The 23318-nt window shown below is 71.3% G+C and carries 20 protein-coding genes; 14 read left to right on the plus strand and 6 right to left on the minus strand.

All coding sequences use genetic code 11. The annotated features are described in order from the left end of the window. Positions 1-174 precede the first annotated feature (174 nt). The 14 genes from EDC50_RS11360 (at position 175) to rnt (ending at position 13192) form a co-directional block, all read left to right on the plus strand. A complete protein-coding gene (locus EDC50_RS11360) occupies positions 175-954 on the plus strand; it encodes an enoyl-CoA hydratase/isomerase family protein (protein ID WP_123770600.1) in 780 nt (259 codons plus the stop codon). Beyond that, the gene (locus tag EDC50_RS11365; protein ID WP_211326903.1) at positions 951-1331 is read left to right on the plus strand and encodes a hypothetical protein; all 381 of its coding nucleotides are present in this window, start codon (positions 951-953) and stop codon (positions 1329-1331) included. The genes EDC50_RS11360 and EDC50_RS11365 overlap by 4 nt, the downstream gene beginning before the upstream one ends. Next, on the plus strand, positions 1328-2056 hold the full coding sequence (gene nth / locus EDC50_RS11370; protein ID WP_123770601.1) for an endonuclease III: 729 nt from the start codon (positions 1328-1330) through the stop codon (positions 2054-2056). The genes EDC50_RS11365 and nth overlap by 4 nt, the downstream gene beginning before the upstream one ends. Positions 2057-2202: 146 nt before the next feature. Further along, positions 2203-3360, plus strand: coding sequence for an OprO/OprP family phosphate-selective porin (locus tag EDC50_RS11375; RefSeq protein ID WP_123770602.1), 1158 nt, complete (start codon positions 2203-2205; stop codon positions 3358-3360). 230 nt (positions 3361-3590) lie between these two features. Then, positions 3591-4661 carry a phosphate ABC transporter substrate-binding protein PstS gene (gene pstS, locus EDC50_RS11380; protein WP_123770603.1) on the plus strand — a complete coding sequence of 357 codons (1071 nt, stop codon included), beginning with the start codon at positions 3591-3593 and terminating at the stop codon, positions 4659-4661. 170 nt (positions 4662-4831) lie between these two features. Next, positions 4832-5923, plus strand: a complete 1092-nt coding sequence (gene pstS / locus EDC50_RS11385; protein WP_123770604.1) for a phosphate ABC transporter substrate-binding protein PstS — start codon at positions 4832-4834, stop codon at positions 5921-5923. Positions 5924-6278: 355 nt separating this feature from the next. Further along, positions 6279-7250 (plus strand): phosphate ABC transporter permease subunit PstC, encoded by a 972-nt coding sequence (pstC, locus tag EDC50_RS11390; RefSeq protein WP_123770605.1) that lies wholly within the window; start codon positions 6279-6281, stop codon positions 7248-7250. After that, the gene (pstA, locus tag EDC50_RS11395) at positions 7250-8101 is read left to right on the plus strand and encodes a phosphate ABC transporter permease PstA (protein ID WP_123770606.1); all 852 of its coding nucleotides are present in this window, start codon (positions 7250-7252) and stop codon (positions 8099-8101) included. Before pstC ends, pstA begins: the two co-directional genes overlap by 1 nt. Before the next feature lie 34 nt (positions 8102-8135). Beyond that, the gene (gene pstB / locus EDC50_RS11400) at positions 8136-8945 is read left to right on the plus strand and encodes a phosphate ABC transporter ATP-binding protein PstB (RefSeq protein WP_123770607.1); all 810 of its coding nucleotides are present in this window, start codon (positions 8136-8138) and stop codon (positions 8943-8945) included. A 97-nt stretch (positions 8946-9042) separates the two neighbouring features. Then, positions 9043-9753, plus strand: a complete 711-nt coding sequence (phoU, locus tag EDC50_RS11405; RefSeq protein ID WP_123770608.1) for a phosphate signaling complex protein PhoU — start codon at positions 9043-9045, stop codon at positions 9751-9753. A gap of 586 nt (positions 9754-10339) precedes the next feature. Continuing rightward, positions 10340-10726, plus strand: a complete 387-nt coding sequence (locus EDC50_RS11410) for an HvfA family oxazolone/thioamide-modified RiPP metallophore (protein WP_123770609.1) — start codon at positions 10340-10342, stop codon at positions 10724-10726. A 175-nt stretch (positions 10727-10901) separates the two neighbouring features. Next, on the plus strand, positions 10902-11753 hold the full coding sequence (locus tag EDC50_RS11415) for an HvfB family MNIO-type RiPP peptide maturase (RefSeq protein WP_123770610.1): 852 nt from the start codon (positions 10902-10904) through the stop codon (positions 11751-11753). Next, complete coding sequence (locus EDC50_RS11420; RefSeq protein WP_123770611.1) at positions 11746-12492, plus strand: HvfC family RiPP maturation protein; 747 nt, start codon at positions 11746-11748, stop codon at positions 12490-12492. Before EDC50_RS11415 ends, EDC50_RS11420 begins: the two co-directional genes overlap by 8 nt. 61 nt (positions 12493-12553) lie before the next feature. Continuing rightward, positions 12554-13192: a ribonuclease T gene (gene rnt / locus EDC50_RS11425; RefSeq protein WP_123770612.1), complete on the plus strand. Its 639-nt coding sequence runs from the start codon at positions 12554-12556 to the stop codon at positions 13190-13192. Here rnt and EDC50_RS11430 read toward each other — a convergent pair. The 6 genes from EDC50_RS11430 to EDC50_RS11455 all read right to left on the minus strand — a co-directional run bounded on the left by EDC50_RS11430 (position 13158) and on the right by EDC50_RS11455 (position 23181). After that, a complete protein-coding gene (locus EDC50_RS11430) occupies positions 13158-14372 on the minus strand; it encodes a CaiB/BaiF CoA transferase family protein (protein ID WP_123770613.1) in 1215 nt (404 codons plus the stop codon). The two genes, rnt and EDC50_RS11430, sit on opposite strands and share 35 nt — an antisense overlap. A gap of 147 nt (positions 14373-14519) precedes the next feature. Further along, positions 14520-16433: a glycoside hydrolase family 127 protein gene (locus EDC50_RS11435; protein ID WP_242003073.1), complete on the minus strand. Its 1914-nt coding sequence runs from the start codon at positions 16431-16433 to the stop codon at positions 14520-14522. Positions 16434-16450: 17 nt separating this feature from the next. Continuing rightward, the gene (locus EDC50_RS11440) at positions 16451-18625 is read right to left on the minus strand and encodes a formylglycine-generating enzyme family protein (RefSeq protein WP_123770615.1); all 2175 of its coding nucleotides are present in this window, start codon (positions 18623-18625) and stop codon (positions 16451-16453) included. Further along, positions 18622-19605, minus strand: a complete 984-nt coding sequence (locus EDC50_RS11445) for a ribokinase (protein WP_123770616.1) — start codon at positions 19603-19605, stop codon at positions 18622-18624. The genes EDC50_RS11440 and EDC50_RS11445 overlap by 4 nt, the downstream gene beginning before the upstream one ends. After that, the gene (locus EDC50_RS11450; RefSeq protein ID WP_158635729.1) at positions 19602-20864 is read right to left on the minus strand and encodes a serine hydrolase domain-containing protein; all 1263 of its coding nucleotides are present in this window, start codon (positions 20862-20864) and stop codon (positions 19602-19604) included. The genes EDC50_RS11445 and EDC50_RS11450 overlap by 4 nt, the downstream gene beginning before the upstream one ends. 118 nt (positions 20865-20982) lie before the next feature. Beyond that, the gene (locus EDC50_RS11455) at positions 20983-23181 is read right to left on the minus strand and encodes a TonB-dependent receptor (RefSeq protein WP_123770618.1); all 2199 of its coding nucleotides are present in this window, start codon (positions 23179-23181) and stop codon (positions 20983-20985) included. Positions 23182-23318 lie beyond the last annotated feature (137 nt).

Raw genomic sequence — 23318 nt, forward strand, 5'->3', positions numbered from 1 at the left:
GCGGTCGCGCCGTGCCGCTCGCTATGTCCCCAACCGGTCGTATCCGCCCGGATGGACGCGCTAGGATAACGGCGCCGGGGCATGACCGCCACCGGCGCCACCCGCTCAGACCGCGCCTCCGGCCGGGAGTTCCCGCGGCCGTCCGCGCGCCCTCGCCCCTGGAACCGCCTCGCCATGTCCCAACCGCTGCAGATCGCCGACGACGGCGCCGTTCGCCGGATCACGATTGATCGCCCCGACAAGCTGAACGCCCTCGATGCGGCCACGCTCGACGCCCTGAACGCGGCCTTCGAGGCCGCCGCGGCCGATCCCGCGGTGCGCTGCGTGGTGCTGACCGGCGCCGGCCCCAAGGCCTTCGTCGCCGGCGCCGACATCGCCCAGATGCATGCGCTGAGCCCGGTCGAGGGCCGCGACTTCTCGCTGCGCGGCCAGCGCCTGATGCGGCGGATCGAGACGATGCCGAAGCCGGTGATCGCGATGATCAACGGCTACGCCCTGGGCGGCGGCCTGGAGCTGGCGATGGCCTGCCACCTGCGCATCGCCGCCGACGGCGCCAAGCTCGGCCAACCCGAAATCAACCTCGGCCTGATCCCCGGTTTCGGCGGCACCCAGCGCCTGTTGCGCCTGGCCGGTCGCGCGGCGGTCCTGGAGCTGTGCCTGCTCGGCGCGCCGGTCGACGCGGCCCGCGCGCTGCAGCTGGGCATCGTCAACCGCGTGGTCGCGGCGGCCGAGCTCGAGGCCGAGACGATGCAGCTCGCCGCGCAGCTGGCGCAGGCCGCGCCGCTGGCGCTGCGCGGCGTGCTCGACTGCGTCCACGTCGGCGGCGAATGCGGCCTGGAGGAAGGATTGCAGTACGAGACTGCGCAATTCGGCCTGATGTTCTCCACCCAGGACATGCGCGAAGGCACCGCCGCGTTCCTGGAGCGGCGCAAGCCCGCCTTCGCCGGCAAGTGAGCGACGCCCTGCCCGCGCGTTGCGCCTGCGGCTGTGCCGCGCCCGCGGCGGCGCGCGCGCATGCGATCGCGCGCGCGTTGGCGGAGGACGACCTGGATCTGGCGCTGCGGACCGGCTTGCTGGACGCGGCGGACTGCCCACAGTGCGCGCCGGCTTGCCGCGAGCGGACGCAGGCGGCGCGGCGCGCGCGCCTGGCCGCGCTCGCCGCGCGCGAACGCTACCGCGCACGCGCCGCCCGCCTGGCGCGGCGCGCGCAGGAACGCGCCCGCGAGCGCGCCGCCGCGCAGCCGGCCGCCGGCGCGCCGGCCCTGCCCGAAGCGGCGGCGGCCGCCCTGGCGCGCGCGCTGGCCAAGGCGCGGCAGCGGCACAAGCCATGAGCGCGACGAAAGCGAAGCCGAAGGCCGGCAAGGCGACCCGCCGCGCCGGAGCGCGCCGCCCGCCGCGCCTCGCCCCGGCCGAGGTCGAGGAGATGTTCGCGCGCTTCAAGGCGCTCAACCCGAAGCCGACCACCGAACTGGAGTTCCGCACGCCGTACGAATTGCTGGTCGCGGTGACGCTGTCCGCGCAGGCCACCGACGTCGGCGTCAACAAGGCCACGCGGCGGCTGTTCCCGGTGGCCAACACGCCGCGGCAGATCGCCGCGCTCGGCGTCGAAGGGCTCAAGCCGTACATCTCGACGATCGGCCTGTACAACACCAAGGCCGCCAACGTCGTGGCGATGGCGCAACAATTGATCGAGAAGCACGGCGGCGAGGTGCCGCGCGACCGCGCCGCGCTCGAGGCCCTGCCCGGGGTCGGCCGCAAGACCGCGAACGTGGTGCTCAACACCGCCTTCGGCGAACCGACCATGGCGGTGGACACGCATATCTTCCGCGTCGCCAACCGCACCGGCCTGGCCCCGGGCAAGAACGTGCGCCAGGTCGAGGACGAGCTGCTGCGCACCGTGCCCCAGGCCTACCTGCACGACGCCCATCACTGGCTGATCCTGCACGGCCGCTACGTGTGCAAGGCGCGCCGGCCGGACTGCCCGCACTGCCCGGTCCGCGACCTCTGCCGCTACCCGGACAAGACCCCGGGCGAGCCGGCGCCGCCGCTCGCCTGAATCCGCTCGCGCGCGGCGTTGCCCCCGACCGCGGGGCGCGGCTCGTCATCCCGCCGTCATCGCGCGGAAATAAGTCAGCGTTGTCACATTTACGCAACTTTCACGCCCTAGGCTGCGCGGCATCATCCCACGCCTCAGGGCATCCCATGAAACTGTCCCGCAGTACCCTTGCCGTCGCTCTGCTCGCCGCGCTGGCCGCTCCGGCCGCCCACGCCGAGATCACCATCGACGTGATCGGCGGTTCGGAAGTGTCCTTCGAGGGCCTGGTGCAGGCCGACTTCTACCAGTTCGACTCCGACACCATCGACTACGGCGCCGACTCCTCGTCCGACCTCGACGGCAGCGAGTACCTCAACGAGCTGCGCCGCGCCGAGCTGGTGCTCAAGGGCAAGGGCCCGGGCAACATCGAGTGGGTGCTGGGCTACGACGCCAAGGACGACAAGTTCCTCGACGTCAACGCCAAGTACAAGTTCGGCAACAACGCCAACCACTTCATCCAGGTCGGCCAGTTCAAGCAGCCCGGCGCGACGATGGAGGAGCTGTCGTCGACCAAGAACAACGACTTCATCTCCAAGTCGTCGATCACCAACACGCTCGGCACCGCGCGCCGCGTCGGCGCCCAGTACAACATCGGCGACGCCGATTGGGGCCTGACCGCCAGCTACTTCAGCCGCGAGCTGACCCGCAACCGCGAGCACGGCAACGGCTACGCCGTGCGCGGCTACTGGGCGCCGGTCAACGAGGCCGGCAACATCCTGCACCTCGGCGTCTCCTACCTGGACAAGGACACCGACGGCGACGCCCTGCGCCTGCGCGCCCGGCCGATGGCGGACATGGTGCCGACCCGCTTCGTCGACGCCAACATGAACCGCACCGACCGCGCCAGCTTCGTCGGCGTCGAGGGCCTGTGGGTCCGCGGCCCGTTCAAGCTGCAGGCCGAGTACATGAGCACCGACGTCAAGCGCTACGGCGGCGCCGACGACTTCAGCGGCGACGGCTACTACGTCAGCGGCCTGTGGAACATCACCGGCGAGACCTGGGGCTACAAGGGCGGCGTGCCCACCACCGGCCTGCCGGACAACCCCGGCCTGGGCATGTGGCAGCTGGGCCTGCGCTACGACACGATCGACCTGACCGACGGCGCCGTGGTCGGCGGCGAAATGGACAGCATCACCGCCGGCGTCAACTGGTACTGGCGCTCGAACTTCAAGTTCATGCTGAACTACGTCAAGGTCAACCAGGAAAAGGGCGTGCTCGAGGACAACCCGAACATCATCGAAGCGCGCATGCAGTTCTATTGGTAAGTCTTTCGAATCCTCTCTCCCTCCCACGGATTCACCGGGCGCGGCTCTGCCGCGCCCTTTTTTTCTTCGCCCGCGGCGAACCGCGGCGGGATGCCGCGGCATCCCGCCGGTCCGCCGCCCTCCGGGCCCCCGGCCGCGCGGCAGAGCGCCGGCGGCGCACCGGACGCGCCCGCCGGCGCCGCCGTCACAACTCCGTCATGCGACTGCCGCGCTGCTGTCACGCAACCGTTATGAAATGCGCCGCGAACGGGCCCAGCCCGTCGTCACTCCAGGAGCCCACCGTGTTCAAAACCATCCAGTTCCGCCTCGCCGCGATCGCGCTGGCGGCCGGTTTCGCCGCCAACGCGCAGGCCGCCGACGTCACCGGCGCCGGCGCCTCGTTCGTCTACCCGGTCATGTCGAAGTGGTCGGCCGACTACGCCAAGGCCACCGGCAAGAAGGTCAACTACCAGTCGATCGGCTCGGGTGGCGGCATCGCCCAGATCAAGGCCGGCACCGTCGACTTCGGTTCCTCGGACGCGCCGCTGAAGCCGGAAGAGCTGGCCCAGTTCGGCCTGGCCCAGTTCCCGTCGGTGATCGGCGGCGTGGTGCCGGTGATCAACGTGCCGGGCGTGGCCTCCGGCGCGCTCAAGCTCGACGGCGAGACCCTGGCCAACATCTTCCTCGGCAAGATCAAGACCTGGAACGACCCGGCCATCGCCGCGCTCAACGGCGGCGTCAAGCTGCCGTCCACCAAGATCACCGTCGTCCACCGCTCCGACGGCTCCGGCACCACCTTCAACTTCGTGAACTACCTCTCCAAGGTCAGCCCGGAGTGGAAGCAGAAGGTCGGCGAAGGCACCGCGGTCAAGTGGCCGGTCGGCATCGGCGGCAAGGGCAACGAGGGCGTCGCCGCCTACGTCAAGCAGATCGTCGGCGGCATCGGCTACGTCGAGCTGTCCTACGCGCTGCAGAACAAGATGGCCTACTCGCGCCTGAAGAACGCCGCCGGCAACTTCGTGCTGCCGTCCGACGAGACCTTCTCGGCCGCCGCGGCGAACGCCGAGTGGGGTTCGTCCAAGGACTTCCACCTGGTGATGACCAACGCCCCGGGCGAGAACTCCTGGCCGATCACCGCGACCAACTTCATCCTGATGTACAAGCAGCCGAAGAACCCGGACGGCGCCAGGAACGCCAAGGAGTTCTTCCGCTGGGTCTACGCCAACGGCGACGCCCAGGCCAAGGCCCTGGACTACGTGCCGCTGCCGGACGCGCTGGTGCAGCAGATCGAGCAGTACTGGTCGGCGAACATGAAGTACTGAGCGGCGGACACCGCTCTCCCCGAAAGGCGGGCTTCGGCCCGCCTTTTTTCCGCCCGTCGGAACGTTGCAGAAATGTGGCGGGCGCATGTCATCGCGCTGTAACAAAAAGATCATCAAATGGCGGCGTGCCGGCGGCGTGCGCCGGCTCACGTTTCCCACAGGAGCTGCGCATGATCCCGACCCCGGCCCGCTTCGCCGCCCTTTCGCTCGCCCTCGCCCTGGCGCTGGCCGCCTGCAAGCCGGGCGACCAGACCACGACTCCGGCCGCCGGGGACGACGCGCAGGCCTCCGCCGCGGCGGCGGGCGACCGGGTCGCCGCCGAGATCACCGGCGCCGGCGCCACCTTCATCTATCCGCTGCTGTCGCGCTGGTCGGACGAATACCACAAGGCCACGGGCAACAAGATCAACTACCAGTCGATCGGCTCCGGGGGCGGCATCGCCCAGATCAAGGCCGGCACGGTCGACTTCGGCTCCTCCGACAAGCCGCTGTCCACCGAGGAGCTGGCCCAGGCCGGCCTCGGCCAGTTCCCGTCGGCGATCGGTGGCGTGGTGCCGGTGGTCAACCTGGAGGGCCTGCAGCCGGGCCAGCTGCGCCTGACCGGCCCGGTGTTGGCCGACATCTACCTGGGCAAGATCAAGGCCTGGAACGACCCGGCGATCGCCGCGCTGAACCCGGGCGTGCCGCTGCCCGCGGCCAAGATCAACCTGGTCCACCGCTCCGACGGCTCCGGCACCACCTTCAACTTCGTCAACTACCTGTCCAAGGTCAGCCCGGAATGGAAGCAGAAGGTCGGCGAAGGCACCTCGGTGAACTGGCCGACCGGCATCGGCGGCAAGGGCAACGAGGGCGTCGCCGCCTACGTGAAGCAGATCAAGGGCTCGATCGGCTACGTCGAACTGGCCTACGCGACCGAGAACGGCATGGCCCACGCCCAGCTGCGGAACGCCGCCGGCGAGTGGGTGCAGCCGAGCGTGGAGTCGTTCCAGGCCGCCGCCGCGGGCGCCGACTGGAAGAGCGCGAAGGACTTCAACCTGGTGATCACCAACGCCCCGGGCCGGGGCGCCTGGCCGATCGCGGCGACCAACTTCATCCTCATGTACAAGCAGCCGAAGGACCCGCAGCGCAGCGCCGCGGCGCGGGCGTTCTTCAAGTGGGCGCTGGAGAACGGCGCCGAACAGGCCAAGGCGCTGCACTACGTGCCGCTGCCGCCGGAACTGGTGCAGCAGATCGAGGCCTACTGGGCGAGCGAATTCAAGTGACGCGCCGGCGCGTTCGCGCCGGGCGCGGGCGCCCTTGCCGGTGCGCCATCCCGCGCAAGCGGCGATCCCGCGACGTTGCCTTGCCGCTTCCCGGGCGGGCGGAAACAACCGCAACAAGCGCAAAGCGACGTCACCGGATCCCCGCTTTCGCGGGAATGACGGCCCGGCAGACTCCGCCGCTTTCGCAGGAACGACGAACCCAGGGACTTCCCCGCATTCGCGGGAATGACGGACCAGCAGAACGCCCGCTTGCGCGGGAAGCACGATCAGGATCCGCCCCAGCGGGAACGCCGAGCAAACGCAACTCGCGCGCGCCCGACTGCCCGACGCCATCGCCCGGACGCCCACCCTTCGCATGAACGCCACCGCCTTTCCCGTCCCCGCCTCGACCGACCGCGACGTCAAGGACGCGCGCGCCGACCGCGGCTTCCGCTGGCTGGTCACCGCCGCCGGCGTGTTCGTGCTGGTTTCGCTGGCCGCCGCCGCGCTGTCGATGCTGTGGGGCGGGCGCGAGGCCTTCGCCAAGTTCGGCATCGCCTTCCTGTGGACCGACGCCTGGGATCCGGTCGGTCTGAACTTCGGCGCGCTGGTGCCGATCTACGGCACCCTGGTCACCGCCCTGATCGCGATGCTGATCGCGGTGCCGGTGAGTTTCGGCATCGCCATGTTCCTGACCGAGATCGCGCCGAAATGGCTGCGCGGGCCGATCGGCTCGGCGATCGAGCTGCTCGCCGGCATTCCCTCGATCATCTACGGCATGTGGGGCCTGTTCGTGCTGGTGCCGTACCTGAGCGAGCACGTGTATCCCTGGGTCGACGCGCACCTGGGCCAGCTGCCGCTGGTCGGCACCCTGTTCGCCGGGCCGCCGCTCGGGCTGGGCATGGGCACCGCCGGCCTGGTGCTGGCGATCATGGTGATCCCGTTCATCGCCTCGGTGATGCGCGAGGTCTTCCTGACCGTGCCGGGGCGGCTGAAGGAGTCGGCCTACGCGCTCGGCTCGACCCGCTGGGAAGTGGTCTGGGACGTGGTCCTGCCCTACACCCGCTCGGCGGTGATCGGCGGCATCTTCCTCGGCCTGGGCCGCGCCCTCGGCGAGACCATGGCGGTGACCTTCGTGCTCGGCAACGCGCACGAGCTGACCGCGTCGCTGCTGATGCCCGGCAACTCGATCGCCGCGACCATCGCCAACGAATTCTCCGAAGCCGATTCGGACATGTACCGCTCGGCGCTGATCGCGCTCGGCTTCGTCCTGTTCCTGGTCACCTTCGTGGTGCTGGCGGCGGCGCGGCTGATGCTGCGCCAGCTGTCGAAGAAGGAGGGCAACTGATGAGCGCCTCGCTGTACGGCTACCGCCGCGCCAAGAACCTCGTCGCGCAAGGGCTGGCGATCCTGGCCACCGCGTTCGGCCTGTTCTGGCTGGTATGGATCGTCTGGACCACGCTGAGCAAGGGCCTGGCTTCGATCAACCCGGACCTGTTCACCAAGATGACCCCGCCGCCCGGCGACGAGGGCGGCATGCTCAACGCGTTCTTCGGCAGCGCGACGATGAGCCTGCTGGGCATCGCCATGGGCGCGCCGATCGGCGTGCTCGCCGGCACCTTCCTCGCCGAGTACTCGCAGAAGAGCTGGATCGGCAACACCGTGCGCTTCGTCAACGACATCCTGCTGTCGGCGCCGTCGATCGTGCTCGGCCTGTTCGTCTACACCCTGGTGGTGGCGCAGATGGGCCACTTCTCCGCGCTGGCCGGCGCGATCGCCCTGGCCTTCATCGTCCTGCCGGTGGTGGTGCGCACCACCGACGAGATGCTGCAACTGGTGCCGACGCAGATGCGCGAGGCCGCGCTGTCGCTGGGCGTGCCGCAATGGAAGGTGATCGTGCAGGTGCTGTACCGCTCCTCGCTGCCGGGCATCGTCACCGGCATCCTGCTGGCGCTGGCCCGCATCTCCGGCGAGACCGCGCCGCTGCTGTTCACCGCGCTCAACAACCAGTACTGGACCACCGACGTGTTCTCGCCGATGGCGAACGTTCCGGTGGTGATCTTCCAGTACGCGATGAGCCCGTACGAGAGCTGGCACACCCTGGCCTGGGCCGGCGCCTTCGTCCTCACCCTGTTCGTGCTCTGCGTCAGCCTGCTGGCGCGCGCGATCGTGCTGCGCAACAAGATCAGCCATGACTGACCTCTCGACCCCTTCCCTCGCCCGGAACCCGGCCATGAACGACGCCCGCCTCGCGGTCGCCACTCCCGAGCGCGCGCCCGCCGCGGCCGCGCCGGTCAAGCTGTCGGCGCGCGACCTGAACTTCTATTACGACAAGTTCCACGCGCTCAAGGACATCAACCTCGACATCCCGGAAAAGCGCGTCACCGCGCTGATCGGCCCGTCGGGCTGCGGCAAGTCGACCCTGCTGCGCATCTTCAACCGCATCTACGCCTTGTACCCGAAGCTGGAGGCCCGGGGCGAGGTGCTGCTGGACGGCGAGAACATCCTCGACCCGAAGTACCCGATGAACCGGCTGCGCAGCAAGGTCGGCATGGTGTTCCAGAAGCCGGTGCCGTTCCCGATGACGATCTACGAGAACATCGCCTACGGCATCCGCCACCACGAGCGCCTGTCGAAGAGCGAGATGAACGACCGGGTCGAGCAGGCGCTGCGCCAGGGCGCGCTGTGGGACGAGGTCAAGGACAAGCTGGGCCAGAGCGCGCTCGGCCTGTCCGGCGGCCAGCAGCAGCGCCTGTGCATCGCCCGCGCGGTGGCGCTGCGCCCCGACGTGCTGCTGCTGGACGAGCCGACCTCGGCGCTGGACCCGATCTCGACCGGCCGCATCGAGCAGCTGATCGAGGAGCTGAAGCAGAACTACACGATCGCCATCGTCACCCACAACATGCAGCAGGCCGCGCGCGTGTCCGACTTCACCGCCTTCATGTACCTGGGCGACCTGATCGAGCACGGCCCGACCGAGGTGATCTTCTCCAACCCGACCAAGCAGCAGACCGAAGACTACATCACCGGTCGCTTCGGCTGACGCGGGCCGCTCGCGCGGGCCGGAGCAGTCGGAGCCGGCGGTACGCGCCAGGGACGCACCGAAGCCTTCGCAAGGCGCCAACGGACAAACACAGCCCATGAGCACCCAGATGCACGACCACATCGTGAAGAGCTACGACGAAGAGCAGCGGCGCCTGCTGAACGAAACCCTGCGCATGGGCGAGATGGCCGCTTCGCAGCTGGAGGCCGCGCTGGACGTGGTCCAGCGCCGCGACGACCGCGCCGCCGAGCGCATCATCGCCAACGACGAGGCGATCGACGCGCTCGAGCAGGAGATCAGCCACGACGTGATGAAGCTGGCGCTGCGCGGGCCGATGGCGCGCGACCTGCGCGAGATCCTCGCCGCGATCCGGATCGCGTCCGACATCGAGCGCGTCGGCGACTACGCCGCGAACGTGGCCAAGCGCTCGATGGCGCTGAACCTGGCGCCGCCGCTGCCGCACGTCAGCGGCCTGCACGCGATCGGCACGCTGGCGGTGCAGCAGGTGCGCGACGTGCTCGCCGCCTACCGCGACAACGACGTCGAGCGGGCCCGGCGCGTGCGCGCGCGCGACGCCGACCTCGACGTCGCCTACACCGCGCTGTTCCGCGAACTGCTGACCTACATGATGGAGGACGCGCGCAGCATCACGCCGTGCACGCACCTGCTGTTCATGGCCAAGAACATCGAGCGCATCGGCGACCACGCCACCAACATCGCCGAGAACGTGTGGTTCCTGGTCAAGGGCGACGACCACCTGCCGCCGCGCGAGAAGCGCGACGAGAGCAATACCGCGACCGGTCCCTGACCGCCGCCTGTCGGTTCCCGGCAGGACGCCCCCTGGGTTGCACGCATCGGGCCGGCCGCCACGAGGCGGCCGCGTTCGTTTCCCGCGTTCGTTGGTTCCCCCACCCGTCCGCGCGCGCGCCTCCAGCGCTGCCGCACGCCCATCCACGGCTTCTGCGTCGACGCCCGATGCCGGCGCGCCTGCGCTGCGTCGCAACATGCGCCCAAGCTGAACGGATCCCGCATCCGCTCGGCCTGGCCGGGCTCTTTCCCGCCCGCCCTGCCTCTTGGGGGATGTGATTGCCGGCGCGCCGCGCCATCATCGGCGCAGGAGGACCGCTCATGCCGCATGCCGCACCGCCGCCCGGGCGCGATCCGCAGGCCGCCACGCCGGATCGTTGCCGGAACTCCATCGTGGGGATCGGCTGCGCGCTCGCGCGGGCGCGGCCCGCGGCGGCGTCGCCGGGCGGCCGCGGCCGGGACGCGAAGCGAAGGCCGCCCGCCCCGCTTCCCGGCCGCCCGCGCATGCCCGCGCCGCCGAATCCCCTTCCGGCCCGATCTTCGGCGCCGCCCCCGCGGGACATCCCGCCCTCAACCGGAGTACACCCATGTCGAATCACAGCAAGTCCGCTACGTTCGCCCTCGGCGCCGCCCTGGCCGGCGGCCTCGCCCTGTCCTCGTCGGCGTTCGCGATGACCGACCTGGCCGGCGGCTACATGCTCGGCGCGGCCGACCAGGCGGCCAAGGCCGCGGAAGGCAAGTGCGGCGAGGGCAAGTGCGGCGTCGAGAAGATGGACACCGACAAGGACGGCCGGGTCTCGCAGGCCGAGTTCGCCGCGGCCCACGACGGCGACGCCAGCAAGTTCGCCGGCCACGACGCCGACGGCGACGGCTTCCTCAGCGCGGACGAGCTGAAGGCCAAGGCCGGCAAGCGCGCCGACAAGGCCGGCATGGAAGGCAAGTGCGGCGAGGGCAAGTGCGGCGGAATGGCGTAATCGCCGGTTTTCGCGCGCCGCAGTGCGCGATCCGCGGCCTCCCCCTGCCCGCAGGGGGAGGTTGCGCGAATACGAGGAGCGCGCCGATGCCGCCCCGGCAGGCCTGCCCGGGCCGCATCGTGCACGATGCGCACGCGCGCCTTGCCACAGACGGGCAACGTTCTCCCCCGGCGACATGACCTTTCCGCTTGCTGCCACCGCCGCCGGCCTGGGCCTGCGCCGCGCCCTGCTCGGCCCGCTGCGCGCCGCCGCGCCGGGCGACTACGACTTCCTGGAATGCGCGCCGGAGAACTGGATCGGCGTCGGCGGGCCGCTCGGCGAGGCGCTGGCCGAGCTGGCGGCGCGGGTGCCGCTGGTCTGCCATGGGCTGTCGCTGTCGCTGGGCGGTTTCGCGCCGCTGGACGAGGCCTTTCTCGCCCAGGTGCGGCGGTTCCTCGACCGCCATCGCGTCGCCCTGTACAGCGAGCACCTGAGCTACTGCGCCGACGACGGCCAGCTGTACGACCTGCTGCCGATCCCGTTCACCGAGGAGGCGGTGCGCCACGTCGCCGCGCGCATCCGCCGCACCCAGGACCTGCTCGGCCGCCGCATCGCGGTGGAGAACGTGTCCTACTACGCCGCGCCGCACCAGGCGATGGCCGAGATCGACTTCCTCAACGCAGTGCTGGCCGAGGCCGACTGCGACCTGCTGCTGGACGTCAACAACGTCTACGTCAACGCGGTCAACCACCGCTACGACCCGCGCGATTACCTCGCCGCGCTGCCGGGCGAACGCATCGCCTACCTGCACGTGGCCGGGCACTACGACGAAGCCGAGGACCTGAAGGTCGACACCCACGGCGCGCCGGTCAAGGACGCGGTGTGGGGCCTGCTGGCGGAAACCTACCGCCGCTTCGGCCCGCGCCCGACCCTGCTCGAGCGCGACTTCAACTTCCCGCCCTACGCCGAACTGCTCGACGAACTCGCGGTCGTCCGCCGCCTGCTCGCCCGGGCGGCGCCCGCGGCCGCGCGCCATGCCCATGCCTGACGCGCCCGAGCGCCTGCGCGCGCAGCAGCTCGAACTGACCCGGCACCTGCGCGATCCGGCAAACGCGCCCGCGCCCGCCGGCGTCGAGGAACGGCGCCTGGCCGTCTACCGCGAACTGCTGTTCAACAACATCGAAGGCTTGCTCGCCGGGAATTTTCCGGTGATCCGCCGCCTGCTCGGCGAGGAATGGCCGGCGCTGGCGCGCGCGTTCTACCGCGACCACCGCTGCCGCACCCCGCTGTTCCCGGAGATCGCGCGCGAATTCCTGCGCTACCTCGAAGGGCGCGAGGACCTGCGCCCGCCGTTCCTGGCCGAGCTGGCGCATTACGAATGGGTCGAGCTGGCGCTGCAGATCGCCGAGGCCGCGCCGCCGCGCGACGGCGCCTGCGATCCGCTCGAGGGCGTGCCGCGGCGGTCGCCGCTGGCCTGGCCGCTGGCCTACCGTTGGCCGGTGCACCGCATCGGCCCGGACTACCGGCCGGACGCGCCGCCGCAGGCGCCGACCCTGCTGCTGGCGCGCCGCCAGGCCGACGGCGCGGTGCGCTTCTCCGAGTTGAGCCCGCTCGCGTTCCGCCTGCTCGAACGCCTGGACCAGGCGCCCGCGTCGAGCGGCCGCGAGCAGTTGCTGGCGCTCGCGCGCGAGGCCGGCATCGAGGCCGGCGCCGGCTATCTCGCGCAAGGCTCGGCGCTGTTGCGGCAGATGCGCGAGGCCGGCGTCATCGCGTACGCGCCGGCCTGAGCCGGCGCTCCCGGCGTGCCGCGCCACTCGCCGCCGCGGCGGCGTCTGCTAGGCTTTCCGCATGCACAGCCCCGATGCCGTCGCCGCCGCCCCGTCGCCGTTGTCCCTGCGTTTCCGCGGCTTCCTGCCGGTGGTGGTCGACGTGGAGACCGGGGGCTTCGACTGGAATCGCCACGCCCTGCTGGAGATCGCGGCGGCGCCGATCGACCTCGACGCGGACGGCCGGCTGGTGGTCGGCGAGATCGTCAGCACCCACGTGGTGCCGGCCCCCGGCACCGAGATCGACCCGAAGTCGCTGGAGATCACCGGCATCGACATCGACCATCCGTTCCGCGACGCCAAGCCGGAGCGGGCCGCGCTGGACATCGTGTTCGCGCCGGTGCGCGCCGCGCTGAAGAAGCACGGCTGCCAGCGCGCGATCCTGGTCGGGCACAACGCCCATTTCGACCTGAACTTCCTCAACGCCGCGGTCGCGCGCAGCGGCCACAAGCGCAATCCGTTCCATCCGTTCAGCGTGTTCGACACCGTGAGCCTGGCGGGCGTGGCCTACGGCCAGACCGTGCTCGCGCGCGCGGTGCAGGCCGCCGGGCTGGAGTGGAACGGCGCCGAGGCGCACTCGGCGGTCTACGACACCGAGCGCACCGCGCAGCTGTTCTGCAAGATCGTCAACGCTTGGCCGCCGGCGCGGCCTGCGGCGTAGCCGCCTCGGCGCCGTCGCCGACGTATCCGGCGAGCGCGTCGCTGTCCTGGCCGAAGGTCGGCGCGGCGAACGGCGCCGGGCCGGGCGTGCGGCCGAACTTGATCGGATGGGCGATGCCGCGGTAGCGGCCCACCAGCGGGTGCTCGAGCGTGGCCAGCATGCCTTCGGCCAGCACCTGCGGATGCTCGAACATGTCCTCGACGCGTCGCGCCGCGGCGCATGGCACCTCGTCGCCGAACACCGCCTCCCATTCCAGCGCGGTGCGCGCGGCCAGCGCCTCGTGCAGGCGCGGCAGGATCTCGGCGGCGCGCTCGGCGCGCTTGCGCACGGTGTCGTAGCGCGGGTCCTCGGCCAGGTCGGCGAGGCCGGTCTTCTCGCACAGCGCCTTCCAGAAGCGCGGCGTGTTCGCGGACAGGTAGATGTGGCCCTCGCGCGCGGGGTGGATGCCAGTGACGCCGCCGGAACGCATGTCGCGGCCGATGTCCGGCGGCTCGCCCTCGGCCCAGATCATCCGCGCCGACTGCATCGCCAGCGCGCTGCGCAGCAGCGACACGCCAACGTACTGGCCCTCGCCGCTGCGCTCGCGCTCGTACAGCGCCGAAGCCACGCCGGCGGCGACCAGCGCGGCGGCGTAGTAGTCCACCACCGAGCCGTAGATGATCTCCGGCGGGCCGCCGCGCTTGCCCTGCAGCGCGCACATGCCGGTCATGGTCTGCAGCACCTGGTCGTAGCCGGCCTTGTCGCGCATCGGCCCGGTCTCGCCGTAGCCGGTCACCGCGCAATAGATCAGGCGCGGGTTGATCCGGCTCAGGCGATCGTAGTCGATGCCCAGGCGCGGCGGCACCGAGGGGCGGAAGTTGTGCACCAGCACGTCCGCCTCGCGCACCAGGCGCAGCAGCGCCGCCTGGCCGCGCTCGCTCTTCAGGTCCAGGCACACGCCGCGCTTGCTGCGGTTGACGCCGAGGAAGGCGCGGCTCTCGGCCTCCAGCGTCGACGGATACTTGCGCAGGTTGTCGCCTTCCGGCGGCTCGACCTTGATCACCTGCGCGCCCTGGTCGGCGAGCAGCGTGCAGCCGTACGGGCCGGCGATGTAGGCGCTGAGATCCAGCACCTTGACGCCGCTCAGCGGACCGGGCGGGCCCTCGCGCCGGGCGAGGCTGAAGGGGGAAGCATTGTCCATGCGAGCGTGGAATCTGCAGGGCGGACGGGGGGAACGCAGCGAGTCTCGCCCATACGGGCGCGGGGAAACAGGCGACGAGGATATTTTCTGCGCCCACAATTTCTTGTCTGCGCCGGCCTCGCGCCCGTTCGGGAACGGGAGGCCGCGCTACCGCGCGTCCTCCGGCGGCAACGGCAGCCAGACGAAGCGCCAGGCGCCGTGCGCGCGGCCTCCTGCACGGTAGTACGGCTGCAGGCGCAGCGGCGGGCGGCCTTCGGCATGCAGCAGCAGGTCGGCGCCCTCGCCCGCGTCGGCCAGCGGCTCGATCCAGGCCTCGCACGGCGCCTGCGGCAGCTTGACCGTCTCCTCGGTCTTGTAGCCGTCGATCAGGCCGCCCACGGCGTAGACCAACGCGCCGCGCGAGATCGCGGCGTAGTCGTAGCGCAGCACCTCCTGCGCCACGGGCGCGCCGTCCGGCGCGCGCGATTCCTGCACGTTGCGGTGCGTGCGCCGGTGCAGGCGCGGACGCAGCGGCAGGTCGAACTCGATCGCGTCGCCGGCCCGCCATTCGCGGGCCACGCGCAGGTAGCCGTCGTCGCCGGCCTCGGCCGGGACCGGGGTGCCGTTCACCCGCGGTTGGAAACCCTCCGCCCACGCCGGCAGGCGCAGCGCGACCACGAACCGCGCCGGCCGCGCCGGCGCGACTTCGATCCGGACCGCGCCGTCGAACGGGTAGCGCGTGCGCTGACGCAGCTCGACCGCGCCGGCCTGCGCCGTCTCCAGCTGCGCCGTGCCGGGGCCGTACAGGTGGACCCGCACGCCCGCCTCGTCGGCCGCGTAGGCCACGCCGGGCAATTCCTCCAGCGCCATCGCGCCGCTGGACTTGCAGCAGCGCCAGTAGGTGGTGTGCACGCGCTTGCCGTTGGCGTAGGAGTAGTAGCACCAGTCCTCGCCGTCCGGCGCCTGCGCGCCGATCAGGTCGTTGTAGGCGGTGCGTTCGATCTCCTCGGCGTAGCGCGCGTGCCCGGTCAGCGCCAGCAGCTCGCGGTTGAGCTGCAGCCAGGCCAGGACCGAGCACGTTTCGATGTAGCCCTGCGGCACGAACGCGCCCGGGGCGTTGAACACCTCGCGCGAGCGGTGCGCCACCCCGCCCCACGGCCCGCCGCCGAGGCTGAGATGATGCTCGCGGATGTTGCCCCACAGCCGCTCCACCGCCTCGCGGTACTCGGGCTTGCCGGTGGCGCGGTGCAGCTTGAGCACGCCGACCAGGTTCCAGATCAGCTGGTAGGCCTTGCCGGTGGCGATCTCCGAGGCGTCGGCGCCGGCCAGCGCGCGCCGCAGCAGGGCCAGCTGCGGCTCGGCGTCGGCCTGGGCGAGCACGCGCTCGGCCAGGTCGAGGTAGCGGCGCTCGCCGGTGGCGAAGTACAGCTCCACCGCCGGCTCCATCAGCACCGTCGCCGACATGCCGAAATGGTTGCCCAGCTCGGTGATCGCGATCCCGCCGTCGAGCGTGCGCAGGCACAGGTCGCCGATGCGGCGTGCGGCCTGCAGGTAGCGCGGCTCGGGGATGTGGCGGTGCGCCTCGAGCAGGCCCAGGACCAGGTAGCTGTGGGTCCACACGTCCCAGGTGCGCAGCGCCGGTTCGCCGTTCCAGCTCACCGGCTTGGGCGGCTGCTTGCGCATGAAGCGGCGTTCGGGCGCGTAGTTGCCGAGGTAGCCGTCCTCGTCCTGGCGCGAAACCAGGTAGTCGGCGACGCGGCGCACGCTCGCGGCCAGCGCCGCGTCGCCGCTGCGCGCGGCCGCCTTGGCCGCGGCGTACAGCCACTTGCCGGCGTGCTCGCCGTACCAGTCGCCCTCGTGGTTGCCGCGCACGCGCTCGGGCGCGAACAGCGCGATCGCCGGGCTGGTCTCGTCGACGATGAAACGGCTCAGCCGGCCGCGCAGGTTGGCGGCCAGTGCATCGCCGAGCGGCCCGTGCAGTTCCACCTGCCGCGGCAGCGGCGGGCGCAGGCCCGCCGGCCGAGGCACGGCGCCACCGCGTTCGCCGTCGCGGCCGTTCCCTCGTTCCTCGTTGCTCTTCACGCGTTCCCCTTCATTCGTCATTCCGCGTCGACGACGCAGCGGAAGCCGATGCAGCCGGAGCGGTCCTTGCTCGGCGCCATCAGCAGGTACTTGCCGTGCTGGTCGAGCCGGTACGCCTGCGGGAAGTACCAGTGCGAGGTCTGCGGCCGGTAGGCGCTGCCGCCGCGCAGGATCGCGGCGCGGGTGTGCTCGTCCTCGTATTCGTCGGTCCATTGCCAGACGTTGCCGACCAGGTCCAGCACGCCGAACGGGCTGGCGCCGCGCGGGTGCGCGTCGACGTCGGCCGGCGGCCTCAGGCGGCGGCCGCGGTTCGGCGGCGGCACCGCGGCCTCGTCCCAGTCATTGCCCCAGGGGTACAGGCGGCCGTCGCCGCCCTGCGCGGCGTACTGCCATTCCCACTCGCGCGGCAGGCGCTTGCCGGCCCAGGCGGCGTAGGCCCGCGCGTCCTCCAGCGACACCCAGGTCACCGGCTTGTTCTCCCAGCCCGGCAGCGGCGCGCCGTCGCGCCAGTCGCGCAGGAAATTGTGCGCGTCGCGCGGCTGGTAGCCGCTGGCGTCGAGGAAGGCCTTGAACTGCGCGTTGGTGACCGGATGGCGGTCGATGTGGAAGGCGCGCATCCGCATGCGCCGGCGGTGGAAGCGGCGCGGGCTGTTCTCCCACGGGTACTGCACGTCCACGCCTTCCCAGGTCTGGCCTTCGATCTCGATGCCGCCGACCGCGAACACGAACTCGCCCGCCGGGATCGTCACCATGCCCTCGGGCGCGACCGCGGCCGGGGCCGTGGGCGCGACCTCGACCAGCCGCTGCGGCAGCGCCTTCCACTGCGCCGACAGCGAGCGAAGCGGCGTCTTCGCCCATTCGCGCATCCGCGCGAGGAAGGCATCGAGGCCCTCGACCTGCGCGCCCGGCTCCAGCGCCAGCACCGCGCCGAAGCCGCGGCCTTCCAGGTCGAACTCGAGCACCGCCTCGCCGCCCGCCCGCAACGGCTGCAGCTCGACGCCGTGCCAGAGGTCGTAATAGCGCACGCCGTCGCGATGCGGCAGCGCGAGCTGCTCGCCGCTCACGTCGCACTCGTTCCGGTTGACCACGGTCCACAGGGTGCGGCCCGCGCCCGGGAAGCGGCTGGCGAAGACGTCGCGTTGCAGCGTCGGGAAGTACGGCGTCCATTCCAGGCTCACCATCAGCTCGGCGAACTTGCGCTCGATGGCGGCGATGCGGCGCAGCGATTCGGCGTCGCGCGGGGTGAACTGGTTCCAGATGCCCCAGACGTTCTCCCAGGCGTTGTAGCCCACGCCGTTGAAGAAGATGTACTGCAGGTCGTGGTTGCGGTCGCGGCCCCAGCGGTTCTCGTAGTTGATCATGTGCCGCGGCTCGAGCCACTTGAACTTGGCCACCGGCGGGATCACCTCGTTCGGCGCCTTCTTGCCCCAGCTCTGCACGTTCCAGTTCAGCTGCTCCTCGGCGCTGATCGTGGACTCCGGCTGCACCACCACCGGCCGGCCGAGCGCGTCGCAGGCGTCGAAGAACGCGCGCGGCACGCCGTTGTAGGTGTCGCCGTTGATGCCGTCGGCGCCGACCGCCTTCACGATCCGGGCGATCGCCCGCCAGTCCGGCTCGCCCTGTTCGCGGGTGCCGTTGTCCCAGGGCATGGTCGGCAGGAACACGCGCACGCCGCGGCGATGGAAGTCGTCGACCGCGCTCTTCAGCCCCTCCAGGCCGCCGGGCAGGTCGGCGGCGAGATCGAACTGGTTGCGGTCGTCGATGCCGATGTTCGGGTACACGTACCAGATCAGCACGCTGTCGACGCCGCCGAAACGCGCTTCCAGGTCGTCGAGGTACCGGTCCACGGTGTAGCGGCCGGCCACCGGATCGTAGAAGTAGCGGTCCTCCACCATCATCTGCACGTGGACGAAGTTGCGCTGCGCCCACTGCAGCTCGGGACGGCGGTAGTGGGCGTCGTCGTAGCCGATGCGGGTCAGGTGCTCGCGGCGCCAGTCGCGCAGCTCGCGCAGCCAGTCGGCCGAGGTGGCGTTGACGTCGGTCTTCCAGTGGCCGATCTCGGCGAACGGCCAGCCCGGCGCCTTGCCCGGCGTGGGCAGGTAGCGGCCGGTGGTGACGTGGGAGAACTTGAATTCGGTCTTGACCGGCGGGCGCTCGGCGGCGGTGTCGTCGTGGGGCGAAGCGGAACTCATGCGGGAACGATCCGGCGTGCGGGGGAATCGGGGGCCAGGCCGCAATGATCGGCCAGTTCGGCGAGGAGCTGCGGCGCCGCGGGCGGCGCCTGGCGCAGGAAGGCGTCGACCTCGCCGCGCGTGGGAATGCTGGGCTGCGCGCCCAGCCGGGTGCAGGCCAGGGCCGAGGCCGCGCAGGCGCGGCGCAGCGCCTCGGGCAGCGCCGCGCCGCCGGCGAGCGCGGCCACCAGCACGCCGCAGAAGGTATCGCCGGCGGCGGTGGTGTCGAGCGCGGCCACGGCGAAGGCCGGCTGCAGGTGGCACTTCGCGCCGTCGCGGACGAGGCAGCCGCGCGCGCCCAGGGTGACGGCGACGCAGGGCACGTCGAGCGCCGCCGCGGCGGCGGCGATGCCGCCGCGGTCGCCGGCCAGCGCCGCCAGTTCGCCCTCGTTGACGATCAGCAGGTCGACCTGCGCCAGCAGCTCGGCCGGCAGCGCCTGCGCCGGCGCGGCGTTCAGCGCCACCTTCGCGCCGGCCGCGCGCGCGGCGCGGGCATAGCCGGCGACCACGTCGAGCGGCGTCTCCAGTTGCAGCAGCAGCCAGGCCACGCCGTCGAGCGGCGGCAGGTCGGCCTCGGTCAGCGCGGCATTGGCGCCGGGCGCGACGGTGATCGCGTTCTCGGCGTCGTCGCCGATGCAGATGAAGGCGGTGCCGGTCGGCAGCGCCGCGGAGCGCACCACGTGCGCACGCACGCCGGCGTCGCGCAGCGACTGCTCGATCGGCTGCGCGAAGGCGTCGTCCCCCAGCGCGAGCAGCATGCGCGTGTCGGCGCCGCCGGCGCGGGCGCAGGCCACCGCCTGGTTCGCGCCCTTGCCGCCGGGCGCGGTCACGAAACCGCGGCCGAGCACGGTCTCGCCCGGGCGCGGCACGTGGCTGGCGCGGACCACGAAATCGAGGTTGGCCGACCCGGCGACCAGGACGGCGTTGCGTGCGGCGCTCATGGCGCGATGGCCTCGTGGACGAGATTGAAGAACGGCGTGGCGAGCTTCGGCGGGTCGCGCGCGTCGTCGCGCGGCAGATACTGCAGCAGCAGGATCGCCACCAGCCGCTCGCGCGGGTCGATCGAATAATAGGTGGACGCGGCACCGGACCAGCCGAACTGCCCCGGCGCGCCGTTGCGGCCCTTGCCCTCCGGGTCGAGCAGCACCGCGCCGCCGAGGCCGAAGCCCTCGGCATCGCTGAACTCGGTCACCGGCGGCTGCAGACGGCCCTCGAGCTGGTTGCGGAACATCGCGGCCACGGTGGCGCGGCGCAGGATGCGCACGTCGCCGAGACGGCCGCCGTCGAGCAGCATCTGGCAGAAGCGCGCGTAGTCGGCCGCGGTGGAGTACAGCCCGCCCGCGCCGCTGTCGTAGGCGTTCAGGCGAGCGCCGGGACGGCGCGCGCCGGCCGTGTCGGCGAGCACGGTGCGCCCTTCGGCGTCGCGCGTGACGAGGTCGACGACGCGAGCGCGTTCGCGCTCCGGCACTTCGAAGCCGGTGTCGCGCATCCCCAGCGGGAGGAAGAGGCGCTCGCGCAGGAACCGCGCCAGCGGCTGCCCGCTCGCGACCTCGATCACGCGCCCGAGCGCCTCGATCGCGGCGCCGTCGTAGGCGAACCGCGTCCCGGGATCGGCGGCCAGCGGCACCCGGCTCAGCCGGGCCGCGAAATCGGCCAGGTCGCGCGCGCCGTGCAGGTCGGCGCGGCGCAGCAGTTCGTCGGCCGCGGGCGAGGCGCCGTTGCCGCTGGCGAAGCCGGCGGTGTGCGTCATCAGGTCGCGCACGGTGATCGGCCGCGCCGGCGGGCGCAGGCGCGGCGCCCCGGCGTCGCCGCCGGCGAGCACCTGCACGTGCGCGAATTCGGGCAGGTACTCGCCCAGCGGCGCATCGAGCTCGAGCTTGCCCTCTTCGACCAGGATCAATGCCGCCGCCGTGGCGACGGTCTTGCTCATCGAATAGACGCGGAAGATCGCATCGCGCGGCATCGGGGCGGTGCGCGCCCGGTCGCGATGGCCGTAGCCGCGCCAGGCGACCAGGCGGCCGTCGCGCGCGATCAGCGCGACCGCGCCCGGGTAGCCGTCGGCGTCGGTGGCGCGTTCGAGCAGCGCGTCGATGCGGTGCAGGCCCTCGGTGGAAAAGCCGGCGCGCGCCGGTTCGACCGGCGGCAACGGCGATGCCGGGTCCGCGCCGGCGCTCGCCGCCGCCCCCAGCAGCAGCGCCAATGCCGCCGCCCGCCCGAAAAGACGCACCGCGCGGACCGGGCCGCGCGGGCGGATCCCACCGGGCGCCCGGCGCCCCGCGGGAATGGGGGGGAAAGGAACGCCGCTTCTTCGTCGCACGTCAGAAGTTGATGGTGTGCGTCAGCGAGAACGAACGACCGCGGCCGGCGAGGTAGTCGGGCTCGTAGTAGTTCTCCCACAGCACCGGGCTGCTGCCGCCGAACTGCGAGGTGTTGAGGATGTAGTACTTGTCGAAGATGTTCTCCACGCCCAGGCTCAGGCGGCCGTAGCGCCCCATGTCGTAGGCCACGCTGGCGTCGAACAGGGTGTAGCCGTCGGTCTCCTCGTGGAACTGGTAGTCCTCGTTCTCGACCGAATGGATGTTGCGCGAGAACCAGCGGGTCGCGGCCAGGTTCAGTTCGAGCTGCGGCAGGATCTTCCAGCTCAGGCTCGCGCTGAGCTTGTCCGGGCTCACGTCGATGATGCCCATCTCCTTGACCATCGGGCCGTCCTCGTAGAACGCGGTCTTGCCCTCGGCGTGCGAGTACACCGCGTTGGCGCGCAGCGCGTCGCTGAAGCGCCAGGCGCCGGTCAGTTCCACGCCCTCGATCTCGGTCGGCGCGCGCACCATCACGTAGTCGCCGGTGGCCGGGTCGACCTGCAGCGATGCGCCGAAGTCGGACGTGCTGCGGTACAGCGAGACGCCGAAGCTGCCGCGCTCGCCGGCCCAGTTCGCGCCGATCTCCTTGTTCTCGACCACGATCGGCTGCAGGCCCTCGATGTCGTCGACCGAGCGGCCCGGCGTATTGATGTTGCGCAGCGGGATGCCGACGTTCGGCAAGGTGAAGCCTTCGCCGTAGGAGCCGTACACGGACCAGCCCGCCGGCAGGCGCACGATCGCGCCGAAGTTGACCAGGTTTTCCTGGTACTCGAGCTTGCCTCCCTGCACGAACACGCGATTGCGGTACCAGGTGGTGGTGTAGTCGTTCACCTCCAGCTCGCCGTCCTCGCGGCGGATGCCGCCGCTCAGGGTCACCGGGCCGATGTCGTAGGACAGCTGCAGGTAGGGCGCGGTGCTGCTGTACTGCATCGGCGGCACCCAGACGCGGTGGGTGAGCGCCAGGCTCTGTTCCGCCTCGTCCTCGACCACGTCCACGCCGGCCCGCAGCTCCAGGCCTTCCACCAGGAAGTTGCCGCGGGTCCAGCCGGTGCGCAGGCCCTTCTTCTTCGAGTGGATCTCCGACTGGTCGTTGAGCTGGCCGATCGGCGCGATCTCGGGATCCTGGCGGTCGATGCTGTTCTCGGTCGGGTAGCGCATCGCCTGGTCGGCGGTGTACAGGTTCGCGAACAGCGTGCCGTCGAAGAAGTTGCTGTGGGTGTAGGTCAGCGTGTACTGGCGGAAGTCGTTGAACTCGGTCTTCGAGCCCAGCGGCTCGCCGCGCACGGACGTGCTCGGGATGCCGAACTCCGGCTGGCCCGGGACGTTGACGTAGTTGCCCTTGCCGGTGACGTCGAAGCGGCTCAGCGTGGCCTGCAGGCGCTGCGCGTCGCCCTCGCCGAAGTTCATGCCGAACTTCAGGAACAGGTTCTTGCTTTCCGAATCGGCGAGCGAACCGGCGGTGCTGCGGCCGACGCGGTTGCCCTTGCCGTCGTAGCTGACGCCGCGGTCGAGGAACGCGGTGGAGACCAGCAGGTCGTAGGCGTCCTCCTTGTGGCCGAAGTTCAGGCCGATCTTCCAGCTGTCGCTGTCGCCCTTGAACTGGCTGCCGTAGCGGGTGCTCAGGGTGGCGTGGGTGCCCTCCTCCGGCGTCTTGGAGATGTAGTTGATGATGCCGCCGGCGGCGCCGATGCCCTCGGCCGCGGAGGGGCCGTTGATGACCTCGATGCGGCCGACCACGCCCATGTCGGTGAAGGTGGCCGAGCGGTTGCCCTCGCGCAGCGGCGAGCCCTGCGGGATGCCGTCGAACAGGCGCAGCGCGATGCGGCCGCGCAGGTTCTCGCCGCGGCTGCCCATCTGCTGGGTCGATTCGGAATAGCCCGGCACGGTGCGCGACAGCACCGAGGTCAGGTCTTCGGTCAGGGCGAGCGTGTTGCGGATCTCTTCCGGCGTGACCACGGTGACCGCGCCCGGAATCTTGTCCACCGCCTTGGCTGTGCGCATGCCGGTCACCATCACCCGGTCCAGGTCGACCGCTTCGGCCGTGGCCTGCCCGCTGTCTTCCTCGGCCGCCTGTGCGGCCTGCTGCTGCGCCTGCACGCTGGCGCTGACCGCCGCGGCCAGCAGGAACACGCTCAGGGCCGCAGGTTTGTTCTTCTTCATGGTTCGTCTCTGATGATGTCGCGCCGTCGCGGGCGCGTTGCGACTGTCCTCAATGCGACCTTGCGAGACGAGCCGTTGTCGTCGCCGCACGGTGCATCCCTCCCAGGACGCTTGGTGCGGTGAACATTGCCGGGGCG

It is taken from the genome of Vulcaniibacterium tengchongense (assembly GCF_003814555.1).
Lineage (GTDB): Bacteria > Pseudomonadota > Gammaproteobacteria > Xanthomonadales > Xanthomonadaceae > Vulcaniibacterium > Vulcaniibacterium tengchongense.